This window comes from Amycolatopsis sp. PS_44_ISF1, from assembly GCF_032335455.1.
GTDB lineage: Bacteria > Actinomycetota > Actinomycetes > Mycobacteriales > Pseudonocardiaceae > Amycolatopsis.
In genome coordinates this window covers 2,192,837-2,219,720 of sequence record NZ_JANUXO010000001.1, presented here as the reverse complement: position 1 = coordinate 2,219,720, position 26,884 = coordinate 2,192,837, and the positions used below count along the sequence as shown (strand labels likewise).

Here is a 26,884-nt window from a genome sequence, read left to right as displayed (position 1 = left end):
CTTTGACTGATGACGACCTACACCGCCGGCTCACTGGTTTCCGCTCGCGGACGGGACTTGGTGGTCCTGCCCGAAAGCGCCGAAGACATGCTGGTGCTGCGCCCGCTCGGCGGCGCCGACGACGACATCGCCGCCGTGTTCCCGGCGTTCGAGGACGTTCGTGGGGCCGAGTTCCAGCCGCCGTCGCCGGACGACCTGGGCGACTCGCAAGCAGCGGGTCTGCTCCGCTCCGCCCTCCGGATCGGGTTTCGCTCCGGTGCCGGGCCGTTCCGATCCTTGGCCGGCATCGCGGTCGAGCCCCGGGCATACCAGCTTGTCCCGCTCATGATGGCGCTGCGCCAGCGGGTGGTCCGGCTGCTCATCTCCGACGACGTCGGGATCGGGAAGACCGTGGAAGCCGGGCTGATCGCGAGCGAGTTGCTAGCCCAGGGCAGCGCGCGCCGGCTCGCTGTACTCTGCTCGCCCGCGCTCGCCGAGCAGTGGCAGGAGGAACTGCGCACGAAGTTCGGCATGGACGCCGAGCTGGTCCTCGCCTCCACGGTGTCCAAATTGGAGCGTGGGCTTGAGCTGGGGCAGTCGTTGTTCGACAAGTACCCGAACGTGATCGTGTCCACCGACTTCATCAAGTCCACCCGGCACCGTGACGACTTCGTGAAGCACTGCCCGGATCTGGTCATCGTCGACGAGGCGCACACCTGTGTCGCTGCCGAGGAAAACACGTCCACCCAGAACCAGCTTCGCTATGAGCTGCTGCAAAAGGTCGCGGCGGACGAAGAACGTAACCTGCTCCTCGTCACGGCCACCCCGCACAGCGGCAAGGAAAGCGCGTTCCGTGCGCTGCTCGGGCTGCTCAAGCCCGAACTCGCCCGTGTCCAACTGGACAGCGACGCGGGGCGACGGCTGCTCGCCGGGCATTTTGTGCAGCGCAAGCGGGCGGACGTGCGCCAGTTCCTCACAACCGAAGACGGCCTGACGGACAACAATCTCCGAGAGGACAAGAAGTTCCCCGCCGACCGGTACTTCAAGGACGAGACGTACAAGCTCTCGCCAGCCTACCGATCGCTTCTCGAGGATTCGATCGCCTACGCGAGCGAGCGCGTCTCCGCTGCCGGCGACCGCGGCAAGCGGGAGGCCCGGATCGCTTGGTGGTCGGCGATCGCGTTGCTGCGTTCGCTGGTTTCCTCACCGCGCGCAGCCGCGCAGACGCTGCGCACCCGGTCCGCGACGGCGGCTGCCGCGACCGCGGAGGAGGTTGACCGGCTGGGCGCTCCGCTGACCCGCGACTCGGGTGACACCGATGCGTTGGAAGGCCTCGACGTCGCCCCGGGCGCCGAGACCGAGGACGCCGGTGCCCGGCTGGCCGAACTCGCCGAGCGGGCAGCCGAGTTGGAGGGTCCAGAGGAAGACAAGAAGCTGGCGACGCTGATCAAGCACCTCAAGACGCTCCTGGCCGACGGGTACCACCCGATCGTCTTCTGCCGGTACATCCCGACTGCCGAATACGTCGCGGATCGGCTGGAAGGCAAGCTCGGACGCAAGACCGTCGTGCGGGCGGTCACCGGGACGCTGTCGCCGCAGCAGCGACTGCAGCGCATCGAGGAGCTGGCCGACCTGGCGGGCGAGGAACCGGCGGCCCGGCGCGTGCTGGTGGCTACCGACTGCCTCTCCGAAGGCGTGAACCTCCAGCACCACTTCGACGCCGTCGTGCACTACGACCTGGCGTGGAACCCCACCCGCCACGACCAGCGTGAAGGCCGGGTGGACCGGTTCGGTCAGAAGCGCGACACCGTCAAGGTCATCACCTTGTACGGCAGCGACAACGGCATCGACGGCAAGGTCCTCGAAGTGCTGATCAAGAAGCACCGGCAGATCCGCAAGGACCTGGGCATCTCGGTGTCGGTGCCGGACGAATCGTCATCCGGGGTGACGAACGCGGTCGTCGAGTGGCTGCTGATGCGCAACGAAAAGCCGGAACAGGCGAGCCTGTTCGACATTGAGACGATCAGCGAGATGACCGGGAAACTGGAGGCGGACTGGAAGTCGGCCGCTGAACGAGAGAAGGCGTCCCGGTCACGTTTCGCGCAGCGCACGATCCGCCCCGAAGAAGTCGCCAAAGAGGTCCTGGCGATCCGCGACACCCTGGGCCGGGCGGACGAGGTACGCGAGTTCACCCGGCAAGCCTTGGCTTCGCTGGAGGCGGTGCTGGGCAAGGACGATGAGGGATTCACCGCCGACCTGAGCGGCACGCCGGTCGGCCTCCGTGACGCCGTCGCACCGGTTGTCGGCGGCGACGCCGTCGAGTCCGGTCGTCCGGTGCCGTTTCGCGCCACTTCGGCCGTGGCACGCGGCGAAGCGGCGCTGGTGCGTACCGACCCGGTGGTCGGTGCGATCGCGGGCTACGTCCTCAACGCGGCATTGGACGACCAGACCGAAGGCCCGCGCCCCGCCCGCCGCTGTGGGGTGATCCGTACAAGGGCAGTCGATGTCCGGACCACGCTGCTGCTCGTGCGCTACCGGTTCCACTTGACGTTGCCGTCCCGGGCAGGCGAGCGGCAGCTGGTGGCGGAGGACGCCCGGCTGGTCGCGTTCCAGGGTGCACCGGCCAAGGCCGTCTGGCTCTCTCCGGAGGATGCACTGGAGCTGGCCGACCTCGCAGCGGACGAAAACACCGACCGCGAGTTCGCCATCCGCACGATGGGCCGGGTGCTGGATGCACTCGACGAGACGAAGTCGTACCTGGAGAACTACGGCGACGAACTCGCCGCCGACCTGCTCGAATCCCACCGCGATGCCCGCCGCGCCGCCGCGGAGATCGTCCGCGGAGTCAACGTCGTCGCGCAGAGGCCGGCCGACATCCTCGGCGCCTACGTCTACTTGCCAGTCTCTGGAGGTGCCGCCTGATGTCCAGCACCACTCGCAACTTCGACGCGGTCCACCCGGTCAACAGCCTGTTGCCCGCCGACATGCTCCTTCGCATCTCCGAAGGCAAAGGCGTCGCCGGTTCCACGCCGGCCGACTACCGGGTCATCGGATCACGTTCCGTGCGCGACGATGCGGAACGCCACTGGGACTACCTGAAGTCGCTGTGGACCGAGCTGCGCTCCCAGCTCCCGATCGCTCCGGATGCCGAGACACCCGCGGACCCCACCGGCCTGGCCGTATCGCAATGGCTGCTGCCGTTGTTCGACGAGCTCGGCTTCGGCCGGCTGACCCGGCTGGGCGCCGCCGGACTCGTGTCAGACGACGGCACCAAGGCGTTCGCGATCAGTCATCGCTGGAACCACGTGCCCATCCACCTGGCGCCGTGGAACGTCTCGCTGGACAAGCGGCCGGACGGCGCTGGCAGCGTCCCGGCGCAGTCACTGGTCCAGGAGCTGCTGAACCGCACGGACGCCCACCTGTGGGGCGTCGTCACGAATGGCCGGCAGCTGCGACTGCTGCGCGACTCCAGTGCCCTGGCGGCCGCGTCCTACGTAGAGTTCGACCTGGACGCCATCTTCGACGGTGAGCTGTTCAGCGAGTTCGTCCTGCTGTATCGGCTGCTGCACGTCTCGCGGTTCGATGTCGCGGAGGACGCGGCGCCGTCGACGTGCTGGCTGGAGAAGTGGCGGGTGGACGCAATCGCGTCCGGCACCCGCGCGCTGGACAGCTTGCGCGACGGCGTCCAAAACGCGATCACCACCCTCGGCACCGGCTTCCTTCGCCACCCGGCGAACTCCACGCTGCGCGAGAACATCGACGTTGGCGCACTGCACAGCGCGTTGCTGCGACTGGTCTATCGCTTGCTGTTCGTATTCGTCGCCGACGACCGCGACGCCCTGCACATCCCTGCGGCCGGTGACGAGACTCGCGAACGGTACGCGCGGTACTTCTCGACGGCCAAACTTCGTGCTCACGCCCGACGGCGGAAGGGCACTGCGCACGACGACCTCTACCGTGCGCTGCGCATCGTCCTTGACGCATTGGGCGATGAGGACGGCCGACCCGAGCTTGGGCTGCCGGGCCTCGGCGGAATCTTCGACGACACGCCGGCCGACGCTCCTCTGCACGACCTGTCGTTGTCGAATGAGTTCCTTTTGTCGGCGGTTCGGCACCTCGCGCAGGTCCAGGACGCGGGCTCCCGTCGATGGCGTTCGGTGGACTACCGTCACCTCGATGCCGAAGAGCTCGGCTCGATCTACGAGTCGCTGCTGGAGCTCGTTCCACGGCACAGTGCGGTGGACCGCGAGTTCGAGCTGGTCGCGATCGCCGGGAACGCTCGGAAGACGACAGGGTCCTACTACACGCCGTCGTCGCTGATCGCGTGCCTGCTGGACACCACGCTTGACCCCGTCCTCGACGACGCCGTCAAGCGCGGTGAGGAGGCTGCGACCAACGCCAGCCATCCGGATCCCTCAGATTCCATCGTGGCCGAGCTGCTGTCCCTGACGGTCTGCGACCCGGCCTGCGGCTCGGGCCACTTCCTCGTCGCCGCTGCCCGCCGGATCGCGAAGCGTGTGGCGGCTGTTCGCGAGCGTAACCCCGAGCCGACGTTCGGCGCGGTCCAGCACGCACTGCACGAGGTCATCGCGAAGTGCATCTACGGCGTTGACCTCAATCCGATGGCGGTCGAGCTGGCCAAGGTCTCGCTGTGGCTGGAGGCTCTGGAGCCCGGCAAGCCGCTGGACTTCCTGGACGTCCACATCAAGTGCGGGAACGCACTGATCGGTGCGACTCCGGCCCTGCTGCGCGGCGGTATCCCGGACAGCGCGTTCATTGCCACCGAAGGCGACGAAAAGAAGTTTGCCAAGCTGCTGGAAAAGACCCACATCGAGGAGCGAGACGGCCAGTTCGGTCTCTTCGACATCGAGGACACCTCGGTGACGGTCACCAACCAGGCTTTCGCCGCGAACGTGCGACGCATCACCGCGAAGAGCGCCGACAAGCTTCGCGAGGTGCGTCGGCAAGCCGCCGACTACGCCTCGTGGACCGGGGCGGCGGAGTACACTGATGCCTTGCATCTCGCGGATGCTTGGTGCTCGGCGTTCATGTGGATCAAGGCCGCCGACAGCCCGCGCGCGGTGACATACAAGATCTTTCGATCACTCGAGAACTCCGCGACCTCCGAAGTGCCTCGGGCGACGCACGGGGAGATCGTCCGGCTGCGTGATCAGTACCGGTTCTTCCACTGGCATCTGGAGTTTCCTGACGTCTTCGAAGTCTCCGAGGGCGATCACTCCATGGCGACCGGATGGCGCGGCGGCTTCGACTGCGTGCTCGGCAATCCGCCGTGGGACAGCGTCGAACTGAAGGAGCAGGAGTTCTTCGCCCAGCGCTCGCCGGCGATCGCCGCGGTCGGCAAAGCGGACACCCGGAAGAAGCTCATCGCGGAACTCAGCGATGACCCCGACACGCAGCCGCTCTTCAAGGCTTACTCGGACGCGAAGCGTGCGGTCTACGCCGAGAGTCACTTCCTGCGCCGGTCAGGCCGCGTACCGCTCACCGGTCAAGGCAACCTCAACACGTATGCCGTCTTCTCCGAGACCACGCAGCTCATGACCGGTTCCCGCGGCCGAGCAGGTGTCATCGTGCCGACCGGCATCGCCACCGACGCCCGGACCCAGTACTTCTTCAAGAACCTGGTCCAGCATGGCTCCCTTGCCGCCCTCTACGACTTCGAGAACGCAGCAGCGATTTTTCCGGAGGTTCATCGCTCGTATAAGTTCTGCATCTTGTCCGTCGTCGGCCAAGCGCTCCGAGAGCCTTCGGCCTCGTTCGCTTTCTTCCTCCGCGATCCTGCCGAACTGGACGATGCTGACAAAGCATTCACGCTGACTCCCGAGGAGATCACGCTTCTCAACCCGAACACCGGAACGTGCCCCATCTTCCGCTCGCGTCGCGATGCCGAAATCACTCTAGGCATCTACCGTCGCGTCCCAGTCCTCATCAAGGAGCCCGACGAACATGGCCAAGGTGACTGGAACCCGTGGGGTGTTTTGTTGTCGCAAGGCTTATTTAACTTAACTCACGATGCTCACTTCTTGCATGCGCGCGAAGTGCTCGTAAAAGATGGGTGGATTCTTTCTGGTAAAGTCTTCACTAAAGATGAGGATAAGCTCCTTCCTTTGTATGAGGGGCGCATGATACACCAGTTTGATCACCAATTTTCCTACTCTGCGGGGGAGAAAGAGCCCCATGACGACCGGCTTCGTCGCCCCGAACGAGTCGTTCAACCGCAATACTGGGCCGATGCCGAGGTGACTGCAAATCGTCTTGGAAGAAAAGGGGTTCACTGCAAATCAGGACTCCTTGGCCATAGGCGTGTGGCTCGAAATAATGATGAGCGGACAAGTATTGCTTCGATTATTCCATATGGCGCAGCCTCGTATGGCATCATATTGTGCACTGGCCCAAAAAGTAGTGACTTAGTGCTACTTCTGGCGGTATTTAATGCTTTCTCGTATGATTATGCACTTCGCAATAGTCTGAGTCAGCCGAGCATACCAAAGGGGACGTCGCATCAGATTCCAGTGCCAGCAATGGGTGACCTGCGATTCCATGAGTCGTATGTACGTGCCCGCGTATTGGAATTAATTTATACAACTTATGATATGACCCCGTTTGCTCGTGATATCGGAAGTGTGGGCGCGCCGTTCCGTTGGGATGACGAGCGGCGTGTCGTGATCCGCGCAGAACTTGATGCTCTCTTCTTCCATCTCTACGGCATCTCCCGCGAAGACGTAGACTACATCCTGGACACCTTCCCCATTGTCAAGCGCAAGGACGAGGCCAAGTACGGCACCTACCGCACAAAGGATCTGATCCTCGCCGAGTACGACCGCATGGCCGAAGCCGGTGTCAGTCTCGACAACCCCCTCATCGACGGCGAGAACTACACCTCCACCCTCAACCCTCCGCCCGGTCACGGTCCCCGCCACCCTGCAGCCACCGCGTCGAGTGAGGAGGCCTGATGGCCGAGGAGTATCCCGAGTTTCAGCTCCAGCTTCCCCGCGGTGGGCCACTCGCACACGGGCGTTTGCTGCAGGAAAAAGGCACCAACGGCAGTCAGAAGTTCGTCGTGCTCGCCGGTTCGCCAGCGCGGTCTGAGACGGTGCCGTCGTTCCGGGTGCACATGAAGTCGTCGAACACGAGCCGCGAGCGCATCATCGTCGCGGGCGGCATGCGCGAGTCCGAGAAGTGGCACGGGTACTTGGAGACGACTGAAGACATCGAATGCAACTCCCCGTCGGCTGCGGCGGAGATCCTGCTGGGGCGGAGCGCGAACGGGTGGCATGAATGGACGTCTGCCGATGGATTCCCGCTGTCCGACTACCTCAAGTCGTCATGGCAAACGGCCCAGCGAACCTGGCTCGTCCGAGGGTCCAATGTGGCCGGTTTCGACCTCGTTCAGCGGCTGTGGTTGCCGGACGGCCTGGTCAGCCTCGCCGGAAGTCGGCTGCGTGAGGGGATCGACGACGGCTTGACCAAAGACCGGCTTCGCGCGGTCGTCGAAGAGGATTACGAGTCGATCCTCGCCTACACCCCGTTGCAGCAGCTCGTGGACGAACTGCACGCCTTCCTGTCGAAGATGAAGCCAGGTGACACGATCTGCGCGATCTCCAACGGCGATCTCTACGTCGGAGAGATCGCCGGCGACGCCACCCAGATCGCTTCGGACGGCGGGCGGTCGAACTTACGACGGCCCGCGGAATGGCAGAGCGTCGGCTATCACTACGCGGAACTTCCCGAGGAACTCCAGCAGAAGCTCTCGATCCAGCAGGATGTCGTCGACCTCACGTCGGTCGCCGGGCTGGTCGCCGGGCTCGGGCGCAGCAATGAGGAACTCGCCGAAGATGCGAGCGGCGACTCCAGCCTGGAGCTGGCGGCGCTCGCCCGCCGTGAACTGGAGCTGCCCGAGCCGGACGATGCCTTGGCCAAGGACTTGCTGGTCCACGACGTCAATTGGCTCAGAGAGGTCCGCGACCTGTTGTGGGACGATCGTCAGCTGATCTTCTACGGTCCGCCCGGAACGGGTAAGACGTACCTGGCGCTGAAGCTGGCCGAGTTCTTCGGCGGCGGCCCCGAACAGGTCAAACTCGTCCAGTTCCACCCGTCCTACGCCTACGAGGACTTCTTCGAGGGCTTCCGGCCTCAGGAGGACCCCAAGACCCGCGACGTCGCGTTCCGGATCACTGCCGGGCCGCTGCGTGAACTCGCCGATCTTGCGGCGAGCGAAGGCAACCGGCACATACCGCACTTCCTGGTGATCGACGAGATCAATCGAGCCAACCTCGCCAAGGTGTTCGGCGAGCTGTACTTCCTGCTGGAATATCGCAACCGGTCGGTTCGGCTCACGTACTCGGCCGACAACTTCGCGCTGCCGTCCAACCTCTTCATCATCGGGACCATGAACACCGCCGACCGGTCGATCGCGCTGGTCGACGCCGCGATGCGCCGCCGGTTCGCGTTCGTCGAGCTTTCGCCGCGGCTCGAACCGACCAGTGGATTGCTGCGACGGTGGTTGAAGCGCGAAGGCCGGGACGCCGAGCCTGCCGATCTGCTCGACTCACTCAACGCTCGCATCGGCGATCCCGACTTCCAGATCGGGCCGTCTTATCTGATGAAGCGCGGCGTGTATCGCGACGGCGGCCTGGAACGCACGTGGCGCACGAAGATCCTCCCGCTGCTCGAAGAACACCACTACGGCGAGAATGTCGGCATCGAGAAGCTGTACGGCTTGCCCGGCCTGCGCTCGAGCATCGCGAAGTCGTGATCATCCCGCCGCTCGTCGAGTACGGGACCGCGGTGTCGGTCGCGCTCGACGACGCTGCGGGGCGCGCGCTCGCGGCGTCGAAGGTTGTCGAGGCAGCGCCCGATCCGTTCGTACCCGGACACTGGCGGATCCGGGCCAAAGGCACGGTCGGTGTCGCCGCGGTGCACCTGCCCGGCGGCGGCTCGCTGGACCTGCGCATCACGCCCAAGGTCCCGATCGGCAGGCTGCTCTACCTGCTGGGCTTCAGCCGGAACGGCGCGGGCTGGCGTGACGAAGACGTCCAGGTGCGTCCCGACGAGGATCTGGTGCCCGCGCTCGCCCGGCTGTTCGCGATGCAGGCCGAGACCGCGCTTCGCCAGGGGCTGCTCAAGGGCTACATCAGCGTGGACGAAACCGCGCTCGTCATGCGCGGCCGGGTTCGGATGGGCGAACAGGCCCGCCGGCACCACGGACGGCTCGTGCCGCTGGAGCTGACGCACGACGAGTTCACCGAGGACATCGCCGAGAACCGCTTGTTGCGTGCGGCGTGTGCAAGCCTGCTCCGGACTCCGGGAGGGACCCCCGACGACGTCCGCGGACGGCTCCTCCGGTTGCGCGCCCGGCTGAGTGAGATCACCGCGGTCCGGCGAGGCACCGAGATCCCGGTGTGGCAGCCCAGCCGGCTCAACGCCCGCTATCACCCCGCCCTCCGGCTCGCCGAGATTGTGCTGCGGGGTTCGTCCGTCGAGAGCGGGCCTGGGGAGGTCACCGTCAATGGATTTCTTTTCGACATGGCACGCGTTTTCGAGGATTTCGTGACCACCGCACTCGGCAAGTCGTTGGCCCCGCTGCCTGGATATTGCCGAAGTCAGGCGCGGCACCATCTCGACGAACAGCACGCGATCCGGATCATCCCGGACTTCGTCCGCTATGCCGACGACGGAACGCCGCTCGCGGTCGCCGACGCGAAGTACAAAGCCGAGAAACCGGCGGGGTTCCCGGACGCCGATCTGTACCAGATGCTCGCCTACTGCACCGCACTTGGCGTTTCCGCCGGCCATCTCGTTTACGCCGCGGGCAGCGGTTCTGTCGCGACGCACCGCGTCCGGCACGCGGGCGTCGTGATTCATCAGCACGTGTTGGACCTCGATCAATCACCTGATGAACTGCGCCGGTCGGTGGACGAACTGGCCGGCTTCCTCCATCCGGAGATACGGTATCTGCGGCACTGACGAGGAGGGCGGCGCAGTGGACGGGCCAGGATTCCATGTAGAGCTCGACAAGCTCGATGAAGCGGCGACCGGCATCCGGCAGAGCATCGAGGGCCAGGAGAGCTTCGAGCTCCGCAACCTGTGTGGCAACTCGGACATGTACGGACACTCCGGGCTGCACGACTCGCTGATGGCCTTCTGTGTGCGGTGGAGCGATGGTCTCGACACGCTCACCGATGACGCCGAGGCGATCAGTGACGTGCTCACCAAAGCAACTCAGGCGTACCGGACGAACGACGACGCTGCAGCTCGGACCCTGAAGATCGACCCCGGCGAGCCAGTGGTCAGCGATGGCTGAGCTCGGTCAGACGCAAGATCCCGCTGAGCTGGTCGTCGGCACGCCCGAGGCGATCGAGGAGAACGTTCGCGTACTGCGCACCCGGGCGGACCAGGCCGGCCGCGCGTCCGAGGGCCTGAAGGCCATTGACACGGGTGCCTGGCAAGGTCCAGCCGCCCGCACCTTCCACGAGAAGTTCTCCTATGAGCCGGGCAAATGGTACAAAGCGGCAGACGCGTTGCTGACCACGGCCGATGCTTTGCAGCACTACGCCACCACGCTGCGCTGGGCCCAGGGGCAAGCGACCGAGGCCATCGCTTCCTGGGCACAAGCCGAAACTGCGACTCGGCAGGCGCAAGCCAAGCACGACCAGGACGTCACTCAAGCGGCGGCGAGCGGCCAGCCTGTCCCGACGTTCAACGACCCCGGCGCAGCGGCCCGCCAGGCTGCCTGGGACACCCTCAGCCGAGCCCGCGGACAACTCAACGAAGTCGGCACGTGGTCTCCGGTGCCATCCAGGACGCGACCGAAGGAGCGCCCCAGAGCTCGAGCTGGCTCGATGACGTCGGAAACTTCTTCGCCGACACCGGCAGCCACCTGCTCAACGGCGCCGCGTCTGTCCTCAACGCCGTCGTCAACCATCCAGGTGATGCGGTTATGACGGCCGCCGGCATCGGGCTCACCATGATCAGCGCGACCGGCGAGGGTGCAGGACTTGTCCTCGACGCCACCGGGGTCGGCGCGATCGCGGGCGTGCCGCTGAACGTCGTGTCTGCTGCCGGGATGGTTGCCGGAGGCAGCATGGCAGCCGCCGGAGCCATGAACATCGCGAAGAACGCGGCCGGCGACGACCACGTGTCGCCGATGCAGACCAACCAGAGTGCGACCGGTGGCGGAGCTGCGGAGCCGCCGTTCGAGCCACCCAAGGGAATATCCGGTAAGACCGAACATGGAGAGACCCAGATGGCCGGCCGCGACGGGCACGGCGTGAACGATGCCGCTGCTCACGATGCGGTCAACAACCCGGTCAAGGCCCCGCGGTACAAACCCGACCGATATGGTGGCACGTACCGTTTCACAGGGAAGGATGCGATCGTGAATCTCAACGAGAAGGGCGAGATTGTCACCGCCTGGGCGCGGTCACGGGCCGGTTGGAGGACCGAGTGACCACCGTGTTCGACGAACTCCCCGCAGAATTCCGGGACGTTGTCGTCGAGGTGCTCGGTCAGCGCGATCCTGAGCTGCTGGGCGCCCTCCAAAAGCAGCCGAAGCCGACGCTCGAGCAGCAGGAAGCAGTCATCGACGTTCTGGGAGACGCCTTCACGGAACATCTCGGCACCGGCCACGAACCCACTGCCCGAGGCGTCCTCATCGACAACGCCCTTGGCGCGTTCCTGACGAGGTGGCCTGCGGAAGAACTTTCAGATCACTGACTTGTTCCGATCGGGTCGGTATGATTCACGACCATGCCGCAGCTCGGGTTCGCACAGACCTTCTGGGACGCTTACGACACCCTTGAGAAGCAGGTCAAGGCCGGGGTCAAGAAAGCGATGCGCAAATTCCAGGAACTGACCGTCGCCGAGCTGTACGCGGACAAGGGCCTGCACCTGGAGTCGGTCGACAACGCCCGCGATCCGCGGATGCGCACCATCCGCATCACCAACTTCTGGCGCGGGGTGGTGCTGGCACCGGACGACGGCAGCGAGATCTTCCTGCTGGTCTACGTCGTTCCCCACGATGATGCGTATGCGTGGGCGGCGAAGCGGCTTTACACCGTCAACACCGCGACCCGGGCGGTCGAGGTCCGCAACGTCGTCGCTATCGAGCAGCTCACCCCGCCGTTGGAACAGGCCGCGAGCCAGGCACCGGTCCGGCTGTTCGCGAGGCACTCCGACACCGTGCTGCGCGATCTCGGGATCGACGACGGGGTCCTGCGCGCTGCGCGGGCGATGACTGACAAAAGCCAGCTGGACGCGTTCGGCGGGCTGCTGCCCGAGGACCAATTCGAGGTGCTGCAGTTCCTCGCCGAAGGATTCACCCCGGAAGACGTCTACCGCGACGTTGTGGCCGAACGGCGTCCGGCGGAAAGCGACGACAGCGACGACAGCTTGGCCCGGGCGATCATCAACACCCGGAACCGGATCACCCTGGTCACCAGCCCGGACGAGCTCGCCGAGATCCTGGAAAAGCCGTTTGCGGCTTGGCGGGTCTTCCTGCATCCGTCACAACGGCGCGTGGCCTACCGAGTCTCTTACCACGGGCCGGCGCAGGTGACCGGTGGACCGGGCACCGGTAAGACCGTCGTGGCCCTGCATCGGGTCAAGCACCTCCTGTCCCGCTCTCCGGACAGCCGGATTCTGCTGACGACCTTCACCAACGCGCTGGCCAAGACCTTGCGGGAGAACCTCGCACTGCTGCTCGACGACGAGGGCCTGCTGGCCCGGGTGCAAGTGACCACTGTGGATGCCTACGCGAACCGGGTCGTCCGCGAGGGTTCGGGTCAGTCGCAATCTCCGATCACCGACGCCGACGAACGCCAGATGTGGCGTCGAATCGCGCGCAAACTCGAGTTGCCGTGGTCAGAGCAGTTCCTGGCCCAAGAGTTCCGCCACGTCGTGCTCGCGCAACAGGTGAAGACCCGCGAGGACTACCTCCACGTCGAACGTCATGGGCGCGGCGCGGCTCTGCGCTCGGCGCAACGAGAACAGATTTGGCGGACGATCGACCAATTCCGCGCCGAACTGCGTGCCGCGGGAACCACCACGCACCTGCAGATCTGTGACCGTGCTGCCGAACTGCTCAGCGCGTCCGAGAACCACCGCTTCGATCACGTTGTCGTCGACGAAGCCCAGGATCTTCACCCGGCCCAGTGGCGGGTGCTGCGCGCCGCCGTCACGCCCGGCGCGGACGACCTGTTCATCACCGGTGACCCGCACCAGCGGATCTACGACTCCCGCGTGTCGCTGCGCTCGGTCGGGATCTCGGTGACCGGCCGCAGCAGCCGTCTGCGCATCAACTACCGCAGCACCGCGGAGATCCTGGCGTGGGCGACCGCCGTGATCGACGGGACCGCGGTCGACGATCTCGGTGGGGACGGCGTGGACAACCTGGCCGGCTACCGTTCGCTGCTGCACGGCAGAAGGCCGGTCAGCACCGGTTTTCCCACAGCACAGGACGAGGCCGCCGCGGTGTCGGAACGCGTGCGCGACTGGATCGAGCAGGGCGTGGGCTCGGCCGAGATCGCCGTCTGTGCCCGGTTCAACCTGACCTTGGACAAGGTGCACGACCAGCTCAAGGCCGACGGCATCCCGTCGGTGCGCGTCAAAGATCAGCCCGCACCGGATGTCGAGGGGGTGCGGCTGGCGAGCATGCACGCCATGAAGGGTCTGGAATTTCAGTGTGTCACGGTGGTTGGGGTGAACGACAAAGCCGTTCCGTTCGCGAAGGAGATCACGCCCGCCGAAGTGGACGCGCGCCAGCGCGAAAGTGACCTCCTCAAGGAACGCTGTCTGCTTTTCGTGGCGTGCACCCGAGCTCGTGACGCGCTGGCGGTGTCGTGGAGCGGCAGCCCGAGCCCGTTCCTGCCGTAGGGAGTGGACGTCAGCCCCTCGGTTCCACCGTCGTCGGCGAGGACTTCGACCAGTGTGACCGCCATGTCCGTACCAAGATCGGAGGCTGTCGCAGGCTGGTCTGGAAAGGCCGCGATCCGGCGGAACGGGGCACCCGGAGCCGTTGCCGGTCCAGGTCCGTACTGCCTCCCTCGCGGCCGGACTGACACGCTCAGTTTATAACCACAGCATCAGCGCCACAGGCGCCGTTTCGCACTCGACGCAACCTGAGGTTGACTCCCGTCACGGCGGGTTCGACGAGAGTGAAGCGAATGCACGCTGTCGACGGCCGGGCGGAGTGGCTGGCCAGCCCCACGTCGGGCCGGGCCTTGGTGAACTCGGCGTCGTTGGGCGGTGCCGCTCTAGCAAGTCGGTGCGTTCGGTGGTGAACGGTGAAGCGATCACGGTCCAAGGAAGGACCCGGTGAATTTGCTCGTCTACGCAGCCACCAGCAGACGTAAGTGACTTAGGACACACCGCGACGAGAACCAGTCGAGTGTGGGCGGCGTCTTGCCGGGTGTTGGCGGGGATTTCGCCGGGGCGACGGGGCTAGGAGTGATCGATGCGGGTGGTCAGCACAGTGGGGGGCGGCTCGGCGCCGTTCGCGCGGCGGACGGGTGGGCGGGGGGTGGGCTGGTGACCACACGGGTGCTCGACACCGACTCCAGGGCCCTCCGGCCGCGCGGCCGCACCTGGATTCTTCGCCTCGAGCTGCGGCGCTCGACCGCGCCACTGGCCGGCGGGCTGTCGCTGGTGCTGGGGCTGCTGTCGCTGCTGTACCTGTTCAGCGGCTTCGGCTCGCCGTTCTCGCAGTGGACCGGGTTCACCGCGGCCCTGCGCTCCACCCTGGAGATCGTCTGCCCGGTGGCGCTGGCCGTCGGGGCCTGGCAGGGGCGCCGGGCCGCGCGGCCCGGGGCGGCCGAGCTGATCTCGACCACCGCGCGGCCCGCCTGGCAGCGCGTGCTCCCGACCGCCGGGGCGCTCGCGCTCGCGCCGACGGCGGCCTTCCTGGTCCTGTTCGCCTTCGGCGCGGTCCAGGTCTCGGTCAACACCCCCTACCAGCACCTCGGCTGGCTCCCGGCGATGCTCGTGGGCGTGCTCGCGCTGATCGCCTCGGCCTGGCTCGGACTCGGCATCGGTACCGTGGCGCCTTCGGTGTTCACCACACCGCTGCTGGCGGCTTTCGGCCTGATCACCCTGCGGACGCTGGCGTACGGGGTCTCCGGGCGGAGCATGCTGCTGGGCCCCGGGCTGGATCTTCGCGACGACTTCAGCACCCTCGCGGCTTCGGTCTCCTGGGGCCAGCTGCTCTGGTTCGGCGGCCTGGCCGCCGGCGGTCTGGTGCTCGCGATGGCCCACGGGCGGCGCCGCTACCTGGCGGTGGCGGTGATCGCCATCGGGTTGGCGGGATCGTTGCCGCTGCTCCCGCCGAACCGCTACGAGACTTACCTGGCCGACGCAGCCGCCGCGGCCCCGGTCTGCACCGCGGACGCACCCCGCGTCTGTGTCGCCAAGGTCCACGCACCGTCCCTGGCCGCCTTCACCGGCCTGGGCCGGGAGGCGCTGCGCAGGCTGGCGCCGCTGGCCGACGCGCCGAAGTCGGTCGAGGAGGACACCACGAGCTCGTGGGCTCCGGAGGTGAAAAGCCAGGCGTCGGACGTGCTGCTGGTCCAGGTGCACGCCGGCGAGCTGGACGCGAAGTCCCACCTGACGATTTCCGACGAGAAGCTGCTGAACCGGATGTTGCAGGGCGCCGGGACGGTGCAGTGCGGCGATCCGGAGGGGTCATACGATTACCTCGACCGGGCGGAAGCCGAGCGAAGCACACGTCAGTTCACCGCGCGAGTGCTTTCGGCCGCGCTGTTGCTCGGAAAGCCGACACCCGATTTCCAGTACGTCCACCAGGCCGCCCAGCTCTGGCCCGCACTGCACGCCCTGCCGGCCGCCGAACAACAACGACGGCTCAGCGCGCTGCGTACGGCGTTCCTCGCCTGCCAGCCCGACGCGCTGCACCTGCTCACGCAGGGCTGAGCTGTACCGGCGCGATTGCTCCTCGCACGCCACGGTCAGGTTCCGCCGGAACCGGCCGCCCGGTTTCACACCGCGTCTGTCTCCCGGGGCCGGTTCGCGCGAGAGCACAACGCGGTCCGGGAACGAGGAAGCGGGCACGGCCACCGGCCGTACCCGCTTCTTCGTGGCTTCGGCTCAGCCGCGCCAGCGGTTGTTCAGGAAGGCGTCGTCCTCGTCGTCGATTTCTTCCGTCCTCATCCGGCGACGGCCCGCGGCGGGACGGGCCGACGGGGCCGGGGGCAGTGGGGCCGGCGGGGGCGTGGGTTCCGGCGCCGGCGGGACCGGGGGCGCCGGCTCCGCGTGACGGCCCGGCCGCGGACCCGTGGGCACGATGTCCTCGATGCCCTGCGAGCCGTTCTCGGCCTGGTGGCCCTCGGGCTCGAAGTCGAACTCCGAGACCCCCTGCGGCTTCGGCCGGCCCTTCTCGTCCTCACGCTTGCCCAGCTCACGGCGGTGCATGACGTAGCGTTCGGCGGCTTTCGCCTGCTTGGTCATGTACTCGTGCGCGTTGGCTCTGGTCTCCTTGGCCCGCTGCTCGGCCAGGGTCCGGCGGTCGGCCTGCTCGCGGACCAGCGCGTCCATCCGGGCGGTCATGGCGTCGATGTCGTCCATCGCCGGACTACCTCCTCGTCCGGAACGCCGGCGACAGGTCCTCGTCGTCGTCGAGCGACCCGGTGATCCGCTGGGACGGTTCGGGGCCCGCGTCGAACAGGACCCCGCCATCCACACTATAGGCCCGGGAACCGCGCTCGTGGTCCCCGCCGCCACCACCCTGGCCGCCGCCCATCGCGCCCATTCCGCCCATCATGCCGCCGCCACCGGCGGGCTGGCCCGGCGCTCCGGCCGGTGCGGCCGGGGCCGAATAGACGTCCGAGACGGCGTGCTGCGGCATCCCCTGGCTCCCCCCGGTCATCGAGGGCGCGCCCAGCGACTGCGGAGCGCCCGCGTCGGTGAGGTGCGACGGCACGGCCGCGCCCCCACCCCCGCCCGAGGCCCCGCCGTGGGCCGGCACCGAACCACCGTCGGGCGCACCGGCGTGGACCGGCGCGCCCGGGTCACCCGCGGGCACACCGTCGCCGTGCATCACCGGCTGCAACGGCTCGGCGTGGTCCGTCCCCGTGGCGTCCGCCGGCATCTCGGTGCCGTCGAACGTCGGCAGCGGTGCGCCCGAAGCGCCTCCGGGGACACCGTCGACCGGCTCGAACGAGGGCGCGTCCGCGTCGGTCCCCTTGGGCATGTCCGTGCCGTCGAACGTGTGCATCGGCGTGTCGCCGCCGGACGTCGACGAAAGCGGCGTGGTGTCCACCGGCTTCGGGATGCCCGGGTGCGCGGGGTCGTGGCCGCCCGTCGCCGGGCCGTGGTCGCTCAGCGGTGCCTTGTGACCGGTCTCGCCCAGCGTGTACGTGGACGGGTGGCCGGTGCCGTCGTCCACGGTCACCTTGGTCGGCCCGTCCGGACCGTCCGGGCGCTCCGCGGTGATGCTGAGATCGCCGTCCTTGATGTGGATCTTGCCGTCCGCACCCGGGTGGTAGGTGTGGCCGCCGGGACCGTCGCCGCCACCGGCCGGACCGTCACCGTGGTGACCGGGTATGCCGCTCTTGTCGTCGGGAGACCAGTCGAGCTTGAAGTCCTTCGAGTCGCCGCCCTTGTCGTCGCCGACCTTGATGTCCATGTGGCCGTCTTTGTCCGGCTCGGTCATCTCGAAGGTCTTGCCGTTCTGCTCGACCTTGAGCGTCTCCTGCGGGTCGTCGCCCTTCCCGTCGCCGTCGCCGCCACCGCTGCTGCCACCGCCGCCGTGCCCGGACGGATCGCTGCCGTCGTGACCGGACGGGTCCTTGCCGTCGCCGGAGCCGCCGTCACCCGAGGTGCCGTCGCCGGTGTCGCCCGGAGGCAGGTCCGTGTCCGGGACCGGCGGCACGTCGCCGCCACCACCGCCGGAGCCCGAGCCGCCACCGGAGCCCGAGCCGGAGTCGCCGGGGCCGCCCAGGTCGATCGGCGGCACCTTCGGCACCGGGGGCGGGCTGCCCGCCGAGCCACCACCGGAGTCACTGCCCTGGGGCTCGTCCCCCTCCGGGGTGGTCGAGTCCGGGACCGGCGGCACGTCGCCGCCGCCCGAGCCCGAGCCGCTGCCGGACCCGGAACCCGAGCCTGAGCCTGAGCCCGAGTCACCGCCCAGGTCGATCGGCGGCACCTTCGGCACCGGAGGCGGACTACCGGCCGAACCACCACCGGAACCGCTGCCGGAGCCGGAGCCGCCGCCCGAGCCGCCGCCGGGGTCCGAGCCGGAACCCGAACCCGAGCCGCTACCGGAACCCGAGCCCGACCCGGAACCCGAGTCACCGCCCAGGTCGATCGGCGGCACCTTCGGCACCGGGGGCGGGCTGCCGGCCGAACCGTCGCCGGAACCCGAACCACTGCCCGAACCCGAACCCGAGCCCGAGCCACTGCCCGAACCGGAACCGCCACCGCCCAGGTCGACCGGCGGCACCTGCGGCGGACCGCCGGTGCCCCCACCGGTGCCACCGCCGGAGCCGCCACCGGGCGCCCCTTCCGGTGTGGTGGTGTCCGGGATCGGCGGCACGTTCCCGCCGCCGTTACCGGAACCGCTACCCGAACCGCTGCCCGAGCCAGAACCGGAACCCGAACCACTGCCCGAGCCCGAGCCGCTGCCCGAACCGGAACCCGAGCCGGAACCGCTACCCGAACCCGAGCCACTGCCCGAACCCGAACCGCTGCCCGAGCCCGAGCCACCGCCCGAACCACCACCGGGTCCCCCGCCCGAGCCACTGCCCGAACCACCGGAGCCCGGCCCGCCGGTCCCCGTGCCGAACTCGTTCTTGATCTTGCCCATGAACGTGTCGAGCTCGTCGTAGGCCTGGTCGACGAATTCCTTGGTGTTCTTGCAGTTCTCGCCGAAGTTCTTGAAGTGCGTGTCCCACAGGTCCGGGATGAAGTACTTGGTGATCCACTGCTTGGCGAGCTTCTCGCCCTCGGCCTTCATGTCGTTCTTGTCGCAGCAGCCCTGGTCGTTGAGCGTCGCGACCAGGTTCGTGCCGAAGTTCTGGTCGAGGAAGCCGGCGATGGCGGCGAGATCGTCGTCGCTGGCGGCCGAGCCGTTCGCCACGTTGACGATCTTCTGCGCCATGGTGAAGTCGGCCTTGGCCACGTACTCCTTGTAGTCGGAGATGACCTGGTCGGCCTTGGTCTTACACAGGGTGAACACCGCGGTGGCCGCGATCACGGTGGCCTTGTTCGCGCCGTCGAGCGACTGCTGGAGCTTCGTCGCCTTGGGCTGGATGTCGTCGTTGTAGTGGTCCCAGGCCGCGTCGGCCCCTTTGCCCTGCCAGTCGTGCTGCAGGGTGGTGAGCGCGGTCTTGCTGTCGTCCATGGTCTTGTCGACGCTGGTCGCACCGGTCTTGAAGTGCGCCGCGTCGTCCATGAAGTTCTTGAACGAGATTCCCCGCTGCTCGTTGTACGGGGTGTTGATGTCCTTTTCCATGTCGATCGGGTGGGTGGTGCCCACGCAGTCGGCGGGGAACTTGGCGATCAGCGAGCCGAAGGTCTCGAACAGTTTGAGCGCGGGCGCCGCGGCGTCGAAGATCTCGTCCGAGGTCTTGGTGCCGCCGCCGTCGGTGGTCGGCGGCTTGTTCCCGTCGAGCTTTCCCTTGCCGTCGTCGACCGCCTTCTTCTGCATGTCCTCGTTGTATGCAGCTTCGTCGCGGGCGCCCTGGGCGTCCTTGTAGACGTCGTCGGTCTTCTTCGGGTTGAACAGGTCGTCGGTGCTCGCCGGATAAGCCGCCTGGTACTTGCTCAGCTCGTCGTCCGGGATCTTCGTCCCGTCCGTGCTGGCGCTGTAGAGCAGCGACGCCTTCTTGTCCTTCGGGACCGCGGGGTCGTCGAGGAGCTTCTTGACTTCGTCCCAGCTCTTGGCCATCAGAGCTCGCCCCCGGCCCCGTTGATCTGGCCGTACTGGTCGTCTTCGTTGATGGCGTACTTCGACCCGGCCGACTCGAGGCTCGAACCGAACGTGGCCAGGGTGCTGTTGTAGCCGGTGACCGCGTCCGAAAGCGCCTTGGCCCCGTCCAGGTACTTCTGCGCCTTGTCCCCGTGGGCCTTGCCGAAGCCCTCCTTGGTGACCAGGGTGGTGGCCAGGTCCGGGTTGGCGTCGAGCAGGTCCTTGCTGTACTGGGTGATGTTCTTCGAGGCTGTGGCGATCGCCTCGGTCCCCGCGGTGTAGCCCCCGCTGCCGCTCATGTGCGCTTCTCTCCCTAGCTGGCCCGGCCGGCGCCGGTCGGTTCGTTCAAGGCTTCGGCCAGTACCTCGGCCACCGCGGCGATGTCGGTGAACCGGTCGAGCTGCCCGAGGTCGATGGTGACGTCGTGGTGGACTTCCAGCGCGGCGAGCAGGCGCACCCGGCCCTTGGAGTCGATGCCCAGCTCCTCGAGCGGGCTGTCGGGCTTCACCCGGTCCGGGTCGAGCCGGAAGGTGTCCACCAGCACCTTCGCGACCTCGGCGCAGAGATCATCCACGGCCGTCACCGTACCTCGCCCGCGCGGCGGACCGCGCGACTTTGCCGCTCGATGTGCGCGGAAGACTGCCGGGAGCGGCCAAAGTGACCCTCCGCAGCGTGAGGCCGTATTCACGGGACACCGCACGCAGCACGGCACGGCGCACTTCGGTCTCGTCCGCGTCGCCGGTCCACTCGGCCGCGACCACCGCGCCCTCGCCTTCGCCGCCGGTGACGCCGAAGGCCGCGACCCGGCCGCGGCGGACGGCCGGGTGTGCCTGTTCCGCGGTCAGTTCCAGGTCCTGCGGGTGGTAGTTGCGGCCGTCGACCACGATCAGGTCCTTCAGCCGTCCGGTCAGGAACAGCCGGCCGTCGTGCCACACGCCGAGGTCGCCGGTGCGCAGCCAGCCGCCGTGGCCCTCCAGCGAGGCGTCGAACGTGTCGTCCTCGCGCCCCCAGTACCCGCTGCCGACGTGCGGGCCGTGCACCCAGACCTCGCCGACCGCACCGTCCGGGGCGACTTCGCCGTCCCGCACGACCCGCACCCGCTGCCCGACCGGATGGCCGACCGACACCAGTTCCTGGCCGCCTTCGACCACCACGGCCTGGCCCGCGGCCAGTGCCTCACGGTCGAAAACGGCGCTGGTCGGCCCTTCCGGACCGGCGCTGGTGACGTACACCGTCGCCTCGGCCAGGCCGTAGGAAGGCCGGTGCGCCTCGCGCCGGAAGCCGAGCGGGCCGAACACCTCCTGGAAGCGCTCGACCGTCGCCGGGCGCACGGGTTCGCTGCCGTTCAGCGCGATGCGCACGCCGGAGAGGTCGAGGTCCGCCGGCGGGGGCGCCGCGGCGGCCAGGTCGAACGCGAAGTTCGGGGCCGCGGTGAACACGTCGGGGTGATCCGAGAGCTGTCGCAGCCAGCGCTCCGGGCGGTGCACGAACTCCACCGGCGACATGAACACCGAGTGGCAGCCCGCGTACACCGGGACGCACAGCAACTGGACGAGCCCCATGTCGTGGAAGAACGGGATCCAGCCCGCGCAGGTGGTGCCGGGGCCGACGGAGTAGGCCAGGCAGGCCTGCCAGCAGGCGGCGGCCAGCGCCCGGTGCGGGATCACCACACCGGCCGGGTCACGGGTCGAACCGGAGGTGTACTGCAGGTACGCGGGGGCCTCCGGATCGGGCCGGACCGGCTCCGCGGGCGGCCCGGACAGCTCGTCGACCACCAGCAGCCGCTGGGACGCCGCGATCGGGCGCACCCGGTCCACCGCGCGCCGCGAGGTCAGCACGAGCGAGGCGGAGCAGTCGGCCAGGGTGCCGGCCAGCCGCCGCCCGAGTCCGGCGCCGGCCGGGTCCATCAGCGGCACCGCGGTCATCCCGGCGGCGAGCACCCCGAAGAACGCGACCGGGTAGGCCAGCTCCTGCGCCGCGATGACCGCCACCCGGTCGCCCGGCGCCGCCACCTCCCGCAGCCGCGCCGCCACCACGGCGACGCGCGCGACCAGCTCGGCCCAGGTCAGCGTCTCGTCCACCCCGGCGGTGTGGTCCTGGTGGGTGAAGGCGGGCCGGTGGTCGTCGGACCGGGAGAACAACAGCTCGACCAGAGAAACGCCCAGGACGTCCTCGGGCACGGAAACGGGCGCCTGGACGGGCGCCCGGGAAACGGGGGACAACGGCTTCACCACGCACCGGGAGCACCGGCGAAAGAAATCCGGACGGCGCTCCCGCACCCGCCCGGCCGCGATCTGCGAACCACCTTACCGCCTGCGTGGACCACCTCACCACACACTGGTCGGACGCTCGAACACCACCGCCGAAAACCGATGGGAACCTGCCCGAATGTTTCCCGCACACGTTCCCGAAGACCTTTTTCCGCATTCGCTTAAGCGAAATTAGCAATTGTTAACAGCGGTCGCCGATGACTTCGCGAAAGTAAACAGATGTTTCGGGGACGGGGAATGGAGCGGCCGAACAACGCCGGACCGGCCACGGGCGCCGCCTCCTTGGGCCCGGCCGTCCGTTGACAGTCTGGAGCCCAGCCGGTTATATGGTTTGTGACTAGTCAATCACCAGAGGGGTGCTTCATGGCCAACGAGCCCGGAACGTTCCGGTCCACCGCGGACGCCCGCCGCTCGATCATCACCGAGCGGGCGATCACCGTGTTCGCCCGCAGTGGTTACCGGGCCACGCCGGTCGCCGACGTGGCCGAGGCGGCGGGCATCTCCCCGGCGTACGTGTTCCGGCTCTTCGACGGCAAGCTCGGCCTGTTCCTGGCCGCGCTGGAGCACTGCCACGACCGCGTGCTGGCCGCGATGAGCGAGGTCGCGGACCGGATGGGCGGCGAGGAGCCCGGCGTGGTGCTTTCGGCGATCGGCGACGCGTACGCCCGGCTGATCTCCGACCGCGACCTGCTGATGCTCCAGGTCCACGCACTCAGCTCGGTGGACGTGCCGGAGATCGCCGCGGCCACCCGCCGCGGGATCGAGCGGACCGTCACCCTCCTGCAGGAGCGCACCGGCGCCCCCGGGCCCGCGATCCAGCAGTTCCTCGCCTACGGCCAGCTCTGCCACCTCATCGTCGCCGCCGGATTGACCGGCCACACCGAAGACGGCACCCCGGTGCCGGAGTGGGCGAAGGTGCTGACCGACGGGATGGCCCACCCCGAAGCCGAAGCCGCCTCCGGAAGCTGACCGGCCGCGTTCACCCACCCTCCCCGGACTCACGCCGAGCCCGGGCGCGACGCTTGCCCTCGTGCATCGCGGCGACGCGGGCGACCGGGATGGTGTGTCCCTCCTCGACCAGGTCAGCCGGAAGCTCTTGCGGCGCAGGCATTTCCGCGACCCAGGAATCTTCGCCGCCGAGCAGCTTCAGTGCCGTGTGGACGGTGAAGTCCGCCGGCGTCACGTCGTCCGCGTCGGACCACGGCACCGGGAACGAGACGCGCACGCCCGGCCGCACCCGCGGGCTGTAGGCGGCCACCACGGTGGCGCCCCCGGCTCGGGTGGAGTCGAGGAACACCTTGCCGTGCCGGTCCTCCCGGATGAACGCCGTGGTCGCCCGGTCCGGGTCGAGCCGCTCGGCGCGAGCCGCGACGGCACGCGTGGCCGCGGCGACGTCCTCCACCGCCTGCCCCGGCGCGAGTGGCACGAACACGTGCACCCCCTTGGCACCGCTGGTCTTCAACGCGCCCGCGAGGCCGGCGTCGGCCAGCGCCCGGCGCACCAGCCGCGCCCCCGCGACGGCGGTCCCGAACGCGGCGCCCTCGGGCGGATCGAGGTCCAGGATCAGGTGGGTGGGCCCCTCGTGGCCGACCCGGGTCAGCGTGGGGTGGTATTCGATCGCGCGCTGGTTCCCGAACCACAGCAGCGTGCGGCGGTCGTTGCACAACGCGTACGAGATGTCCCGCTTCGAGGTCTCCGCCCAGAGCTTCACCCGCGGCACCCACCCGGGGGTGTACTTCGGCAGGTTCTTCTGCATGAACTCGTCCTGCCCGCGCAACACCCGCACCACGGACAACGGCCGGTCGGCCAGCACCGGCAGCAGCCGCGCGGAGACGGCGTCGAGGTAGTCCAGCAGATCCCGCTTGGTCGCCCCGGCGTCGGGGAAGAGCGGCTGGTCGAGGTTGGTCAGCGACACCCCCTCGCGCACTTCGGCGGGGCTCATGCCGCCTCCGCGGGAGGGAATACGTCGGCGGGGCTCATGCCGCCTCCGCGGGAAGGAGTGCATCGGCGGAGCTCATGCCGCCTCCGCGGGAGGAAATACGTCGGCGGGGCTCATCGGCCAACCATGCCCACTCCATCACGCCTGGTCAACCACCCGGTCGGGCCCGTTGCGCGCTCGGCGCAGGCGTGAGCCCCCGGACCACAGCCAGGTCCAGGGGCTCACGGGAAAAGCGTCACACGGAGGGCGCGAGGCCCGGCGTCACCGCGCCGACATCGATGGAGTGGCTCACCTGCGAGGTGTCGACGCCGCCGAGGGACCACGGCACCGAGATCTCCGGGTCGCTCTGGTCGCCGCGCGGGGTGGTGGTCTGCGGCGCCGTGACGTCGATGGCCAGCGGGGTCTGCTGCTGCGAGGAGGCGTCGATCGCGGTCCAGTGCAGCGGGATGTAGGCGGAGGAGCCGTCGGTCAGCTGCACGCTCGGGGCGTCGGCCGGGGCCTGCGGGTTCACCAGCACGTCGTGCGCGCCGACCAGGTTCACCGGCAGCGAGCCGGGCAGCGTGCAGGTTTCACCCGGGTTGGCGGTGAACTGGAGGGCGGCCTGGCGGTTGCCCGCGCCGGCCCCGCCGTAGACCAGCTTGGTGCTGATCTGGCTGGAGGCGCAGTTGAAGTCGGTGGGCATCGCGTTCGCCGTCCCGGCGGCCAGCGCGCTCGCCCCGGCAGCGGCCCCGGCGACGGCGAGGGCGGTAACGGTGCGGCGAACAGTGGTGCGAGTGTTCATCGTGCTTCCTTCCTGCGAGTCGCGGGCGGAGTCTCCGTCCGGCGGGCGATCCGGTGGTGATTCGTTCACCTCGATCGCCCTCACAGGGAAAGATGCCCACGGGGGCCGTTTGTATGCGTGCCTGTGGGATCGACCCCAGGAAGGCAACCGAACCGATACCCGGACGTCCACACCGGCGAAAAGACCCGTGGAACGCCGGAAGCGGCCTCACGGGGAGGCCGCTTCCTTCAGCTCCGCCGGGGTTCAGCGCTCGATCACGAACACCGGGATGACCCGCTCGGTCTTCTTCTCGTAATCGGCGAAGCCCTCGCTGTGGGCGACCATGCCGGCGTACAGGCGGTCGCGCTCGGCGCGGTCCTCGACCAGCTTCGCGGTCGCGTCGAACTTCTCGGTGCCGATCTCGACCTTGATCTTCGGGTGGGCGACCAGGTTGTGGTACCAGTCCGGGTTGGTGTCGGCGCCGCCCTTGGACGCGGCGATGACGATCCGGTCGCCGTCGGTGCTGTAGACCAGCGGCAGGACCCGCTCCTTGCCGCTCTTCGCGCCGGTGTGCGTGATCAGGATCATGTTCTTGCCCTCGAACATGCCACCGACCTTGCCCCCGTTCGCGTGGAACTCGTCGATGATCTGCTGGTTCCAGTCCGACATGCGCGCTCTCCAAGTTGTTGACGTTGACAACAAATTTAGTTTGCCATCAAACCCACTGTCAACGATCACCGGGGCCGACCCCCGAAACGGTAGGGTCCCGGGCGGGAAAACCGACCGCGGTGAACCCGAAAGGGGGTGGCATGACCACCGGATCCGGTCCGACCGTGGCCGACGGGGTCCGCGAGCTGCTCCTGCTGGTCCCGCGCCTGGTCGCCCGCGCGAAGAAGCTGCCGGTACCGGCGCAGCTGGCCGAGCTGTCCCTCGCCCCGCGGCACCTTTCGCTGCTGTCCTGCCTGCTGTTCGACGGACCGATGACGGTCACCGAGCTGGCCGGGCGGCTCGAGGTCGCGCCGACCACGGCCAGCCTGATGGTCGGCGACCTTTCGCGCCAGGGCCTGCTCGACCGCGCCGAAGACCCGCACGACCGGCGTCGCACCATCGTGAGCGTCAACGAGGAAAAGCGCTGCGCCGTCGACGCCTGGCTGGCGCACGGCGCCCGGGCCTGGGAACGCGCGCTGACCCCCCTCACCCCGGCCGAGCGGGGGCTGGTGATCCGGACCCTGCGGGCCTACGAGCGCAACGTCGAGGAGTGCTGCCCCGACCGGTGAGAGCCGCGGCCGCTCAGTTCGCCAGCCATCGGGCTTGGGGCCCGGGGCAGCGGTGCGGCCGCGGGTGGTCGTGCTGGAACCACCAGGCTTCGCCGACGCGGCCGTTCGGCAGGGTGTACCGGGGTGGGCCGGGTGCGCGGCGGAGGCCGGCCGCCGACAGGGAACGGCCGCTGGCCACGTTGCCGACCTCGGCGCCGGCGCGGACGCGGAACAGGCCGAGGTGCTCGTGGGCCAGCAGCAGGCCCGCGGTGAACAGCTCGCGGCCCAGCCCCCGGCCGCGGTAGTCCGGGGCGAGGTAGCCGCCGGTCTCGGGGGTGCCGTCCTCGCCGGAGTGGACGCTCACCAGACCGGCGCACCGGTTCGGGCCGAGGTCGATCGCCACCACGTCCACCGACTGCGGATCGGGGGTGGTCCAGTCCGGACCGGTGCCCGGGACCACCCGCAGGGCCTCCGCGCGCAGGGACTCCTCGACCACCGAATCCGGCAGCCAGCCCAGCCAGCGCTGCGCGGCCGGGTCGCTGCCGCCGGCCACCGCGGACGCGTACTCCCACGCCGTGGGGGTGCGGAACAGGAACCGCCCGAGGGTGAACGCGTGCCCCCGCCGGTCGCAGGTGCGCTTCGCCATCAAGCGGCCACGCCGGGTCAGCCGACCGAAAAAGGGGGCTGGGGACACGTTCGCCATCTCGGGGCGAAATGCTACTCGCGCCCAGGTGGGGCCGGAAGAAC

General features: G+C 68.4%; 21 protein-coding genes. 12 read left to right on the top strand and 9 right to left on the bottom strand.

Going from position 1 to position 26,884, the window contains the following annotated elements; genetic code table 11:
- The first annotated feature begins 9 nt into the window (after positions 1-9).
- From NYF13_RS10140 to NYF13_RS10095, 10 genes are all read left to right on the top strand, one after another.
- Positions 10-2,901 (top strand): DEAD/DEAH box helicase, encoded by a 2,892-nt coding sequence (locus tag NYF13_RS10140; protein WP_315655836.1) that lies wholly within the window; start codon positions 10-12, stop codon positions 2,899-2,901.
- Complete coding sequence (locus NYF13_RS10135; protein WP_315655835.1) at positions 2,901-6,950, top strand: Eco57I restriction-modification methylase domain-containing protein; 4,050 nt, start codon at positions 2,901-2,903, stop codon at positions 6,948-6,950. Before NYF13_RS10140 ends, NYF13_RS10135 begins: the two co-directional genes overlap by 1 nt.
- Positions 6,950-8,752 (top strand): DUF4357 domain-containing protein, encoded by a 1,803-nt coding sequence (locus NYF13_RS10130; RefSeq protein WP_315655834.1) that lies wholly within the window; start codon positions 6,950-6,952, stop codon positions 8,750-8,752. Before NYF13_RS10135 ends, NYF13_RS10130 begins: the two co-directional genes overlap by 1 nt.
- Complete coding sequence (locus NYF13_RS10125; protein ID WP_315655833.1) at positions 8,749-9,963, top strand: 5-methylcytosine restriction system specificity protein McrC; 1,215 nt, start codon at positions 8,749-8,751, stop codon at positions 9,961-9,963. Before NYF13_RS10130 ends, NYF13_RS10125 begins: the two co-directional genes overlap by 4 nt.
- A gap of 16 nt (positions 9,964-9,979) precedes the next feature.
- Positions 9,980-10,300: a hypothetical protein gene (locus NYF13_RS10120; RefSeq protein ID WP_315655832.1), complete on the top strand. Its 321-nt coding sequence runs from the start codon at positions 9,980-9,982 to the stop codon at positions 10,298-10,300.
- Positions 10,293-10,940, top strand: a complete 648-nt coding sequence (locus NYF13_RS10115) for a putative T7SS-secreted protein (protein WP_315655830.1) — start codon at positions 10,293-10,295, stop codon at positions 10,938-10,940. Before NYF13_RS10120 ends, NYF13_RS10115 begins: the two co-directional genes overlap by 8 nt.
- Positions 10,937-11,446, top strand: a complete 510-nt coding sequence (locus NYF13_RS10110; RefSeq protein ID WP_315655829.1) for a hypothetical protein — start codon at positions 10,937-10,939, stop codon at positions 11,444-11,446. The genes NYF13_RS10115 and NYF13_RS10110 overlap by 4 nt, the downstream gene beginning before the upstream one ends.
- Positions 11,443-11,712, top strand: a complete 270-nt coding sequence (locus NYF13_RS10105) for a hypothetical protein (protein WP_315655827.1) — start codon at positions 11,443-11,445, stop codon at positions 11,710-11,712. Before NYF13_RS10110 ends, NYF13_RS10105 begins: the two co-directional genes overlap by 4 nt.
- Before the next feature lie 33 nt (positions 11,713-11,745).
- Positions 11,746-13,869, top strand: a complete 2,124-nt coding sequence (locus tag NYF13_RS10100) for a DEAD/DEAH box helicase (protein ID WP_315655826.1) — start codon at positions 11,746-11,748, stop codon at positions 13,867-13,869.
- Between the two features lie 654 nt (positions 13,870-14,523).
- Entirely contained in the window at positions 14,524-15,918 is a 1,395-nt protein-coding gene (locus NYF13_RS10095; protein WP_315655824.1) for a hypothetical protein, read from the top strand.
- Positions 15,919-16,092: 174 nt separating this feature from the next.
- Here the strand turns inward: NYF13_RS10095 and NYF13_RS10090 are convergent, their stop codons facing one another.
- From NYF13_RS10090 to NYF13_RS10070, 5 genes are read right to left on the bottom strand one after another with little or no spacing between them, the layout of a single operon-like run.
- Positions 16,093-16,569: a hypothetical protein gene (locus NYF13_RS10090; protein ID WP_315655823.1), complete on the bottom strand. Its 477-nt coding sequence runs from the start codon at positions 16,567-16,569 to the stop codon at positions 16,093-16,095.
- 7 nt (positions 16,570-16,576) lie between these two features.
- Positions 16,577-19,891 (bottom strand): WXG100 family type VII secretion target, encoded by a 3,315-nt coding sequence (locus NYF13_RS10085; RefSeq protein ID WP_315655822.1) that lies wholly within the window; start codon positions 19,889-19,891, stop codon positions 16,577-16,579.
- Complete coding sequence (locus NYF13_RS10080; RefSeq protein ID WP_315655821.1) at positions 19,891-20,211, bottom strand: hypothetical protein; 321 nt, start codon at positions 20,209-20,211, stop codon at positions 19,891-19,893. The genes NYF13_RS10085 and NYF13_RS10080 overlap by 1 nt, the downstream gene beginning before the upstream one ends.
- 14 nt (positions 20,212-20,225) lie before the next feature.
- Complete coding sequence (locus tag NYF13_RS10075; protein ID WP_315655820.1) at positions 20,226-20,486, bottom strand: acyl carrier protein; 261 nt, start codon at positions 20,484-20,486, stop codon at positions 20,226-20,228.
- Entirely contained in the window at positions 20,479-22,134 is a 1,656-nt protein-coding gene (locus tag NYF13_RS10070) for a fatty acyl-AMP ligase (RefSeq protein ID WP_315655819.1), read from the bottom strand. Before NYF13_RS10070 ends, NYF13_RS10075 begins: the two co-directional genes overlap by 8 nt.
- Positions 22,135-22,545: 411 nt before the next feature.
- Between NYF13_RS10070 and NYF13_RS10065 the strand changes: the two genes are divergently transcribed.
- A complete protein-coding gene (locus NYF13_RS10065) occupies positions 22,546-23,151 on the top strand; it encodes a TetR/AcrR family transcriptional regulator (RefSeq protein WP_315655817.1) in 606 nt (201 codons plus the stop codon).
- A gap of 10 nt (positions 23,152-23,161) precedes the next feature.
- Here the strand turns inward: NYF13_RS10065 and NYF13_RS10060 are convergent, their stop codons facing one another.
- The 3 genes from NYF13_RS10060 to NYF13_RS10050 form a co-directional block, all read right to left on the bottom strand.
- Complete coding sequence (locus tag NYF13_RS10060; protein ID WP_315655816.1) at positions 23,162-24,124, bottom strand: ATP-dependent DNA ligase; 963 nt, start codon at positions 24,122-24,124, stop codon at positions 23,162-23,164.
- Positions 24,125-24,356: 232 nt separating this feature from the next.
- Positions 24,357-24,902, bottom strand: coding sequence for a DUF4232 domain-containing protein (locus NYF13_RS10055; protein WP_315655814.1), 546 nt, complete (start codon positions 24,900-24,902; stop codon positions 24,357-24,359).
- Positions 24,903-25,145: 243 nt separating this feature from the next.
- Complete coding sequence (locus tag NYF13_RS10050) at positions 25,146-25,550, bottom strand: nitroreductase family deazaflavin-dependent oxidoreductase (RefSeq protein ID WP_315655813.1); 405 nt, start codon at positions 25,548-25,550, stop codon at positions 25,146-25,148.
- 140 nt (positions 25,551-25,690) lie between these two features.
- Here NYF13_RS10050 and NYF13_RS10045 point away from each other — a divergent pair, with 140 nt between their 5' ends.
- On the top strand, positions 25,691-26,158 hold the full coding sequence (locus NYF13_RS10045) for a MarR family winged helix-turn-helix transcriptional regulator (RefSeq protein ID WP_315655812.1): 468 nt from the start codon (positions 25,691-25,693) through the stop codon (positions 26,156-26,158).
- Positions 26,159-26,171: 13 nt separating this feature from the next.
- Here NYF13_RS10045 and NYF13_RS10040 read toward each other — a convergent pair whose 3' ends face one another.
- Positions 26,172-26,783, bottom strand: coding sequence for a GNAT family protein (locus NYF13_RS10040; RefSeq protein ID WP_315655811.1), 612 nt, complete (start codon positions 26,781-26,783; stop codon positions 26,172-26,174).
- Between the last annotated feature and the right edge of the window lie 101 nt (positions 26,784-26,884).

Excerpts from the sequence above, each read along its gene's own strand:
- NYF13_RS10140 (WP_315655836.1), top strand. The coding sequence starts at position 10 with ATGACGACCTACACCGCCGGCTCACTGGTTTCCGCTCGCGGACGGGAC.
- NYF13_RS10135 (WP_315655835.1), top strand. The coding sequence starts at position 2,901 with ATGTCCAGCACCACTCGCAACTTCGACGCGGTCCACCCGGTCAACAGC.
- NYF13_RS10130 (WP_315655834.1), top strand. The coding sequence starts at position 6,950 with ATGGCCGAGGAGTATCCCGAGTTTCAGCTCCAGCTTCCCCGCGGTGGG.
- NYF13_RS10115 (WP_315655830.1), top strand. The coding sequence starts at position 10,293 with ATGGCTGAGCTCGGTCAGACGCAAGATCCCGCTGAGCTGGTCGTCGGC.
- NYF13_RS10110 (WP_315655829.1), top strand. The coding sequence starts at position 10,937 with ATGACGGCCGCCGGCATCGGGCTCACCATGATCAGCGCGACCGGCGAG.
- NYF13_RS10100 (WP_315655826.1), top strand. The coding sequence starts at position 11,746 with ATGCCGCAGCTCGGGTTCGCACAGACCTTCTGGGACGCTTACGACACC.
- NYF13_RS10090 (WP_315655823.1), bottom strand. The coding sequence starts at position 16,569 with ATGGACGACATCGACGCCATGACCGCCCGGATGGACGCGCTGGTCCGC.
- NYF13_RS10085 (WP_315655822.1), bottom strand. The coding sequence starts at position 19,891 with ATGGCCAAGAGCTGGGACGAAGTCAAGAAGCTCCTCGACGACCCCGCG.
- NYF13_RS10080 (WP_315655821.1), bottom strand. The coding sequence starts at position 20,211 with ATGAGCGGCAGCGGGGGCTACACCGCGGGGACCGAGGCGATCGCCACA.
- NYF13_RS10065 (WP_315655817.1), top strand. The coding sequence starts at position 22,546 with ATGGCCAACGAGCCCGGAACGTTCCGGTCCACCGCGGACGCCCGCCGC.
- NYF13_RS10060 (WP_315655816.1), bottom strand. The coding sequence starts at position 24,124 with ATGAGCCCCGCCGAAGTGCGCGAGGGGGTGTCGCTGACCAACCTCGAC.
- NYF13_RS10055 (WP_315655814.1), bottom strand. The coding sequence starts at position 24,902 with ATGAACACTCGCACCACTGTTCGCCGCACCGTTACCGCCCTCGCCGTC.
- NYF13_RS10050 (WP_315655813.1), bottom strand. The coding sequence starts at position 25,550 with ATGTCGGACTGGAACCAGCAGATCATCGACGAGTTCCACGCGAACGGG.
- NYF13_RS10045 (WP_315655812.1), top strand. The coding sequence starts at position 25,691 with ATGACCACCGGATCCGGTCCGACCGTGGCCGACGGGGTCCGCGAGCTG.
- NYF13_RS10040 (WP_315655811.1), bottom strand. The coding sequence starts at position 26,783 with ATGGCGAAGCGCACCTGCGACCGGCGGGGGCACGCGTTCACCCTCGGG.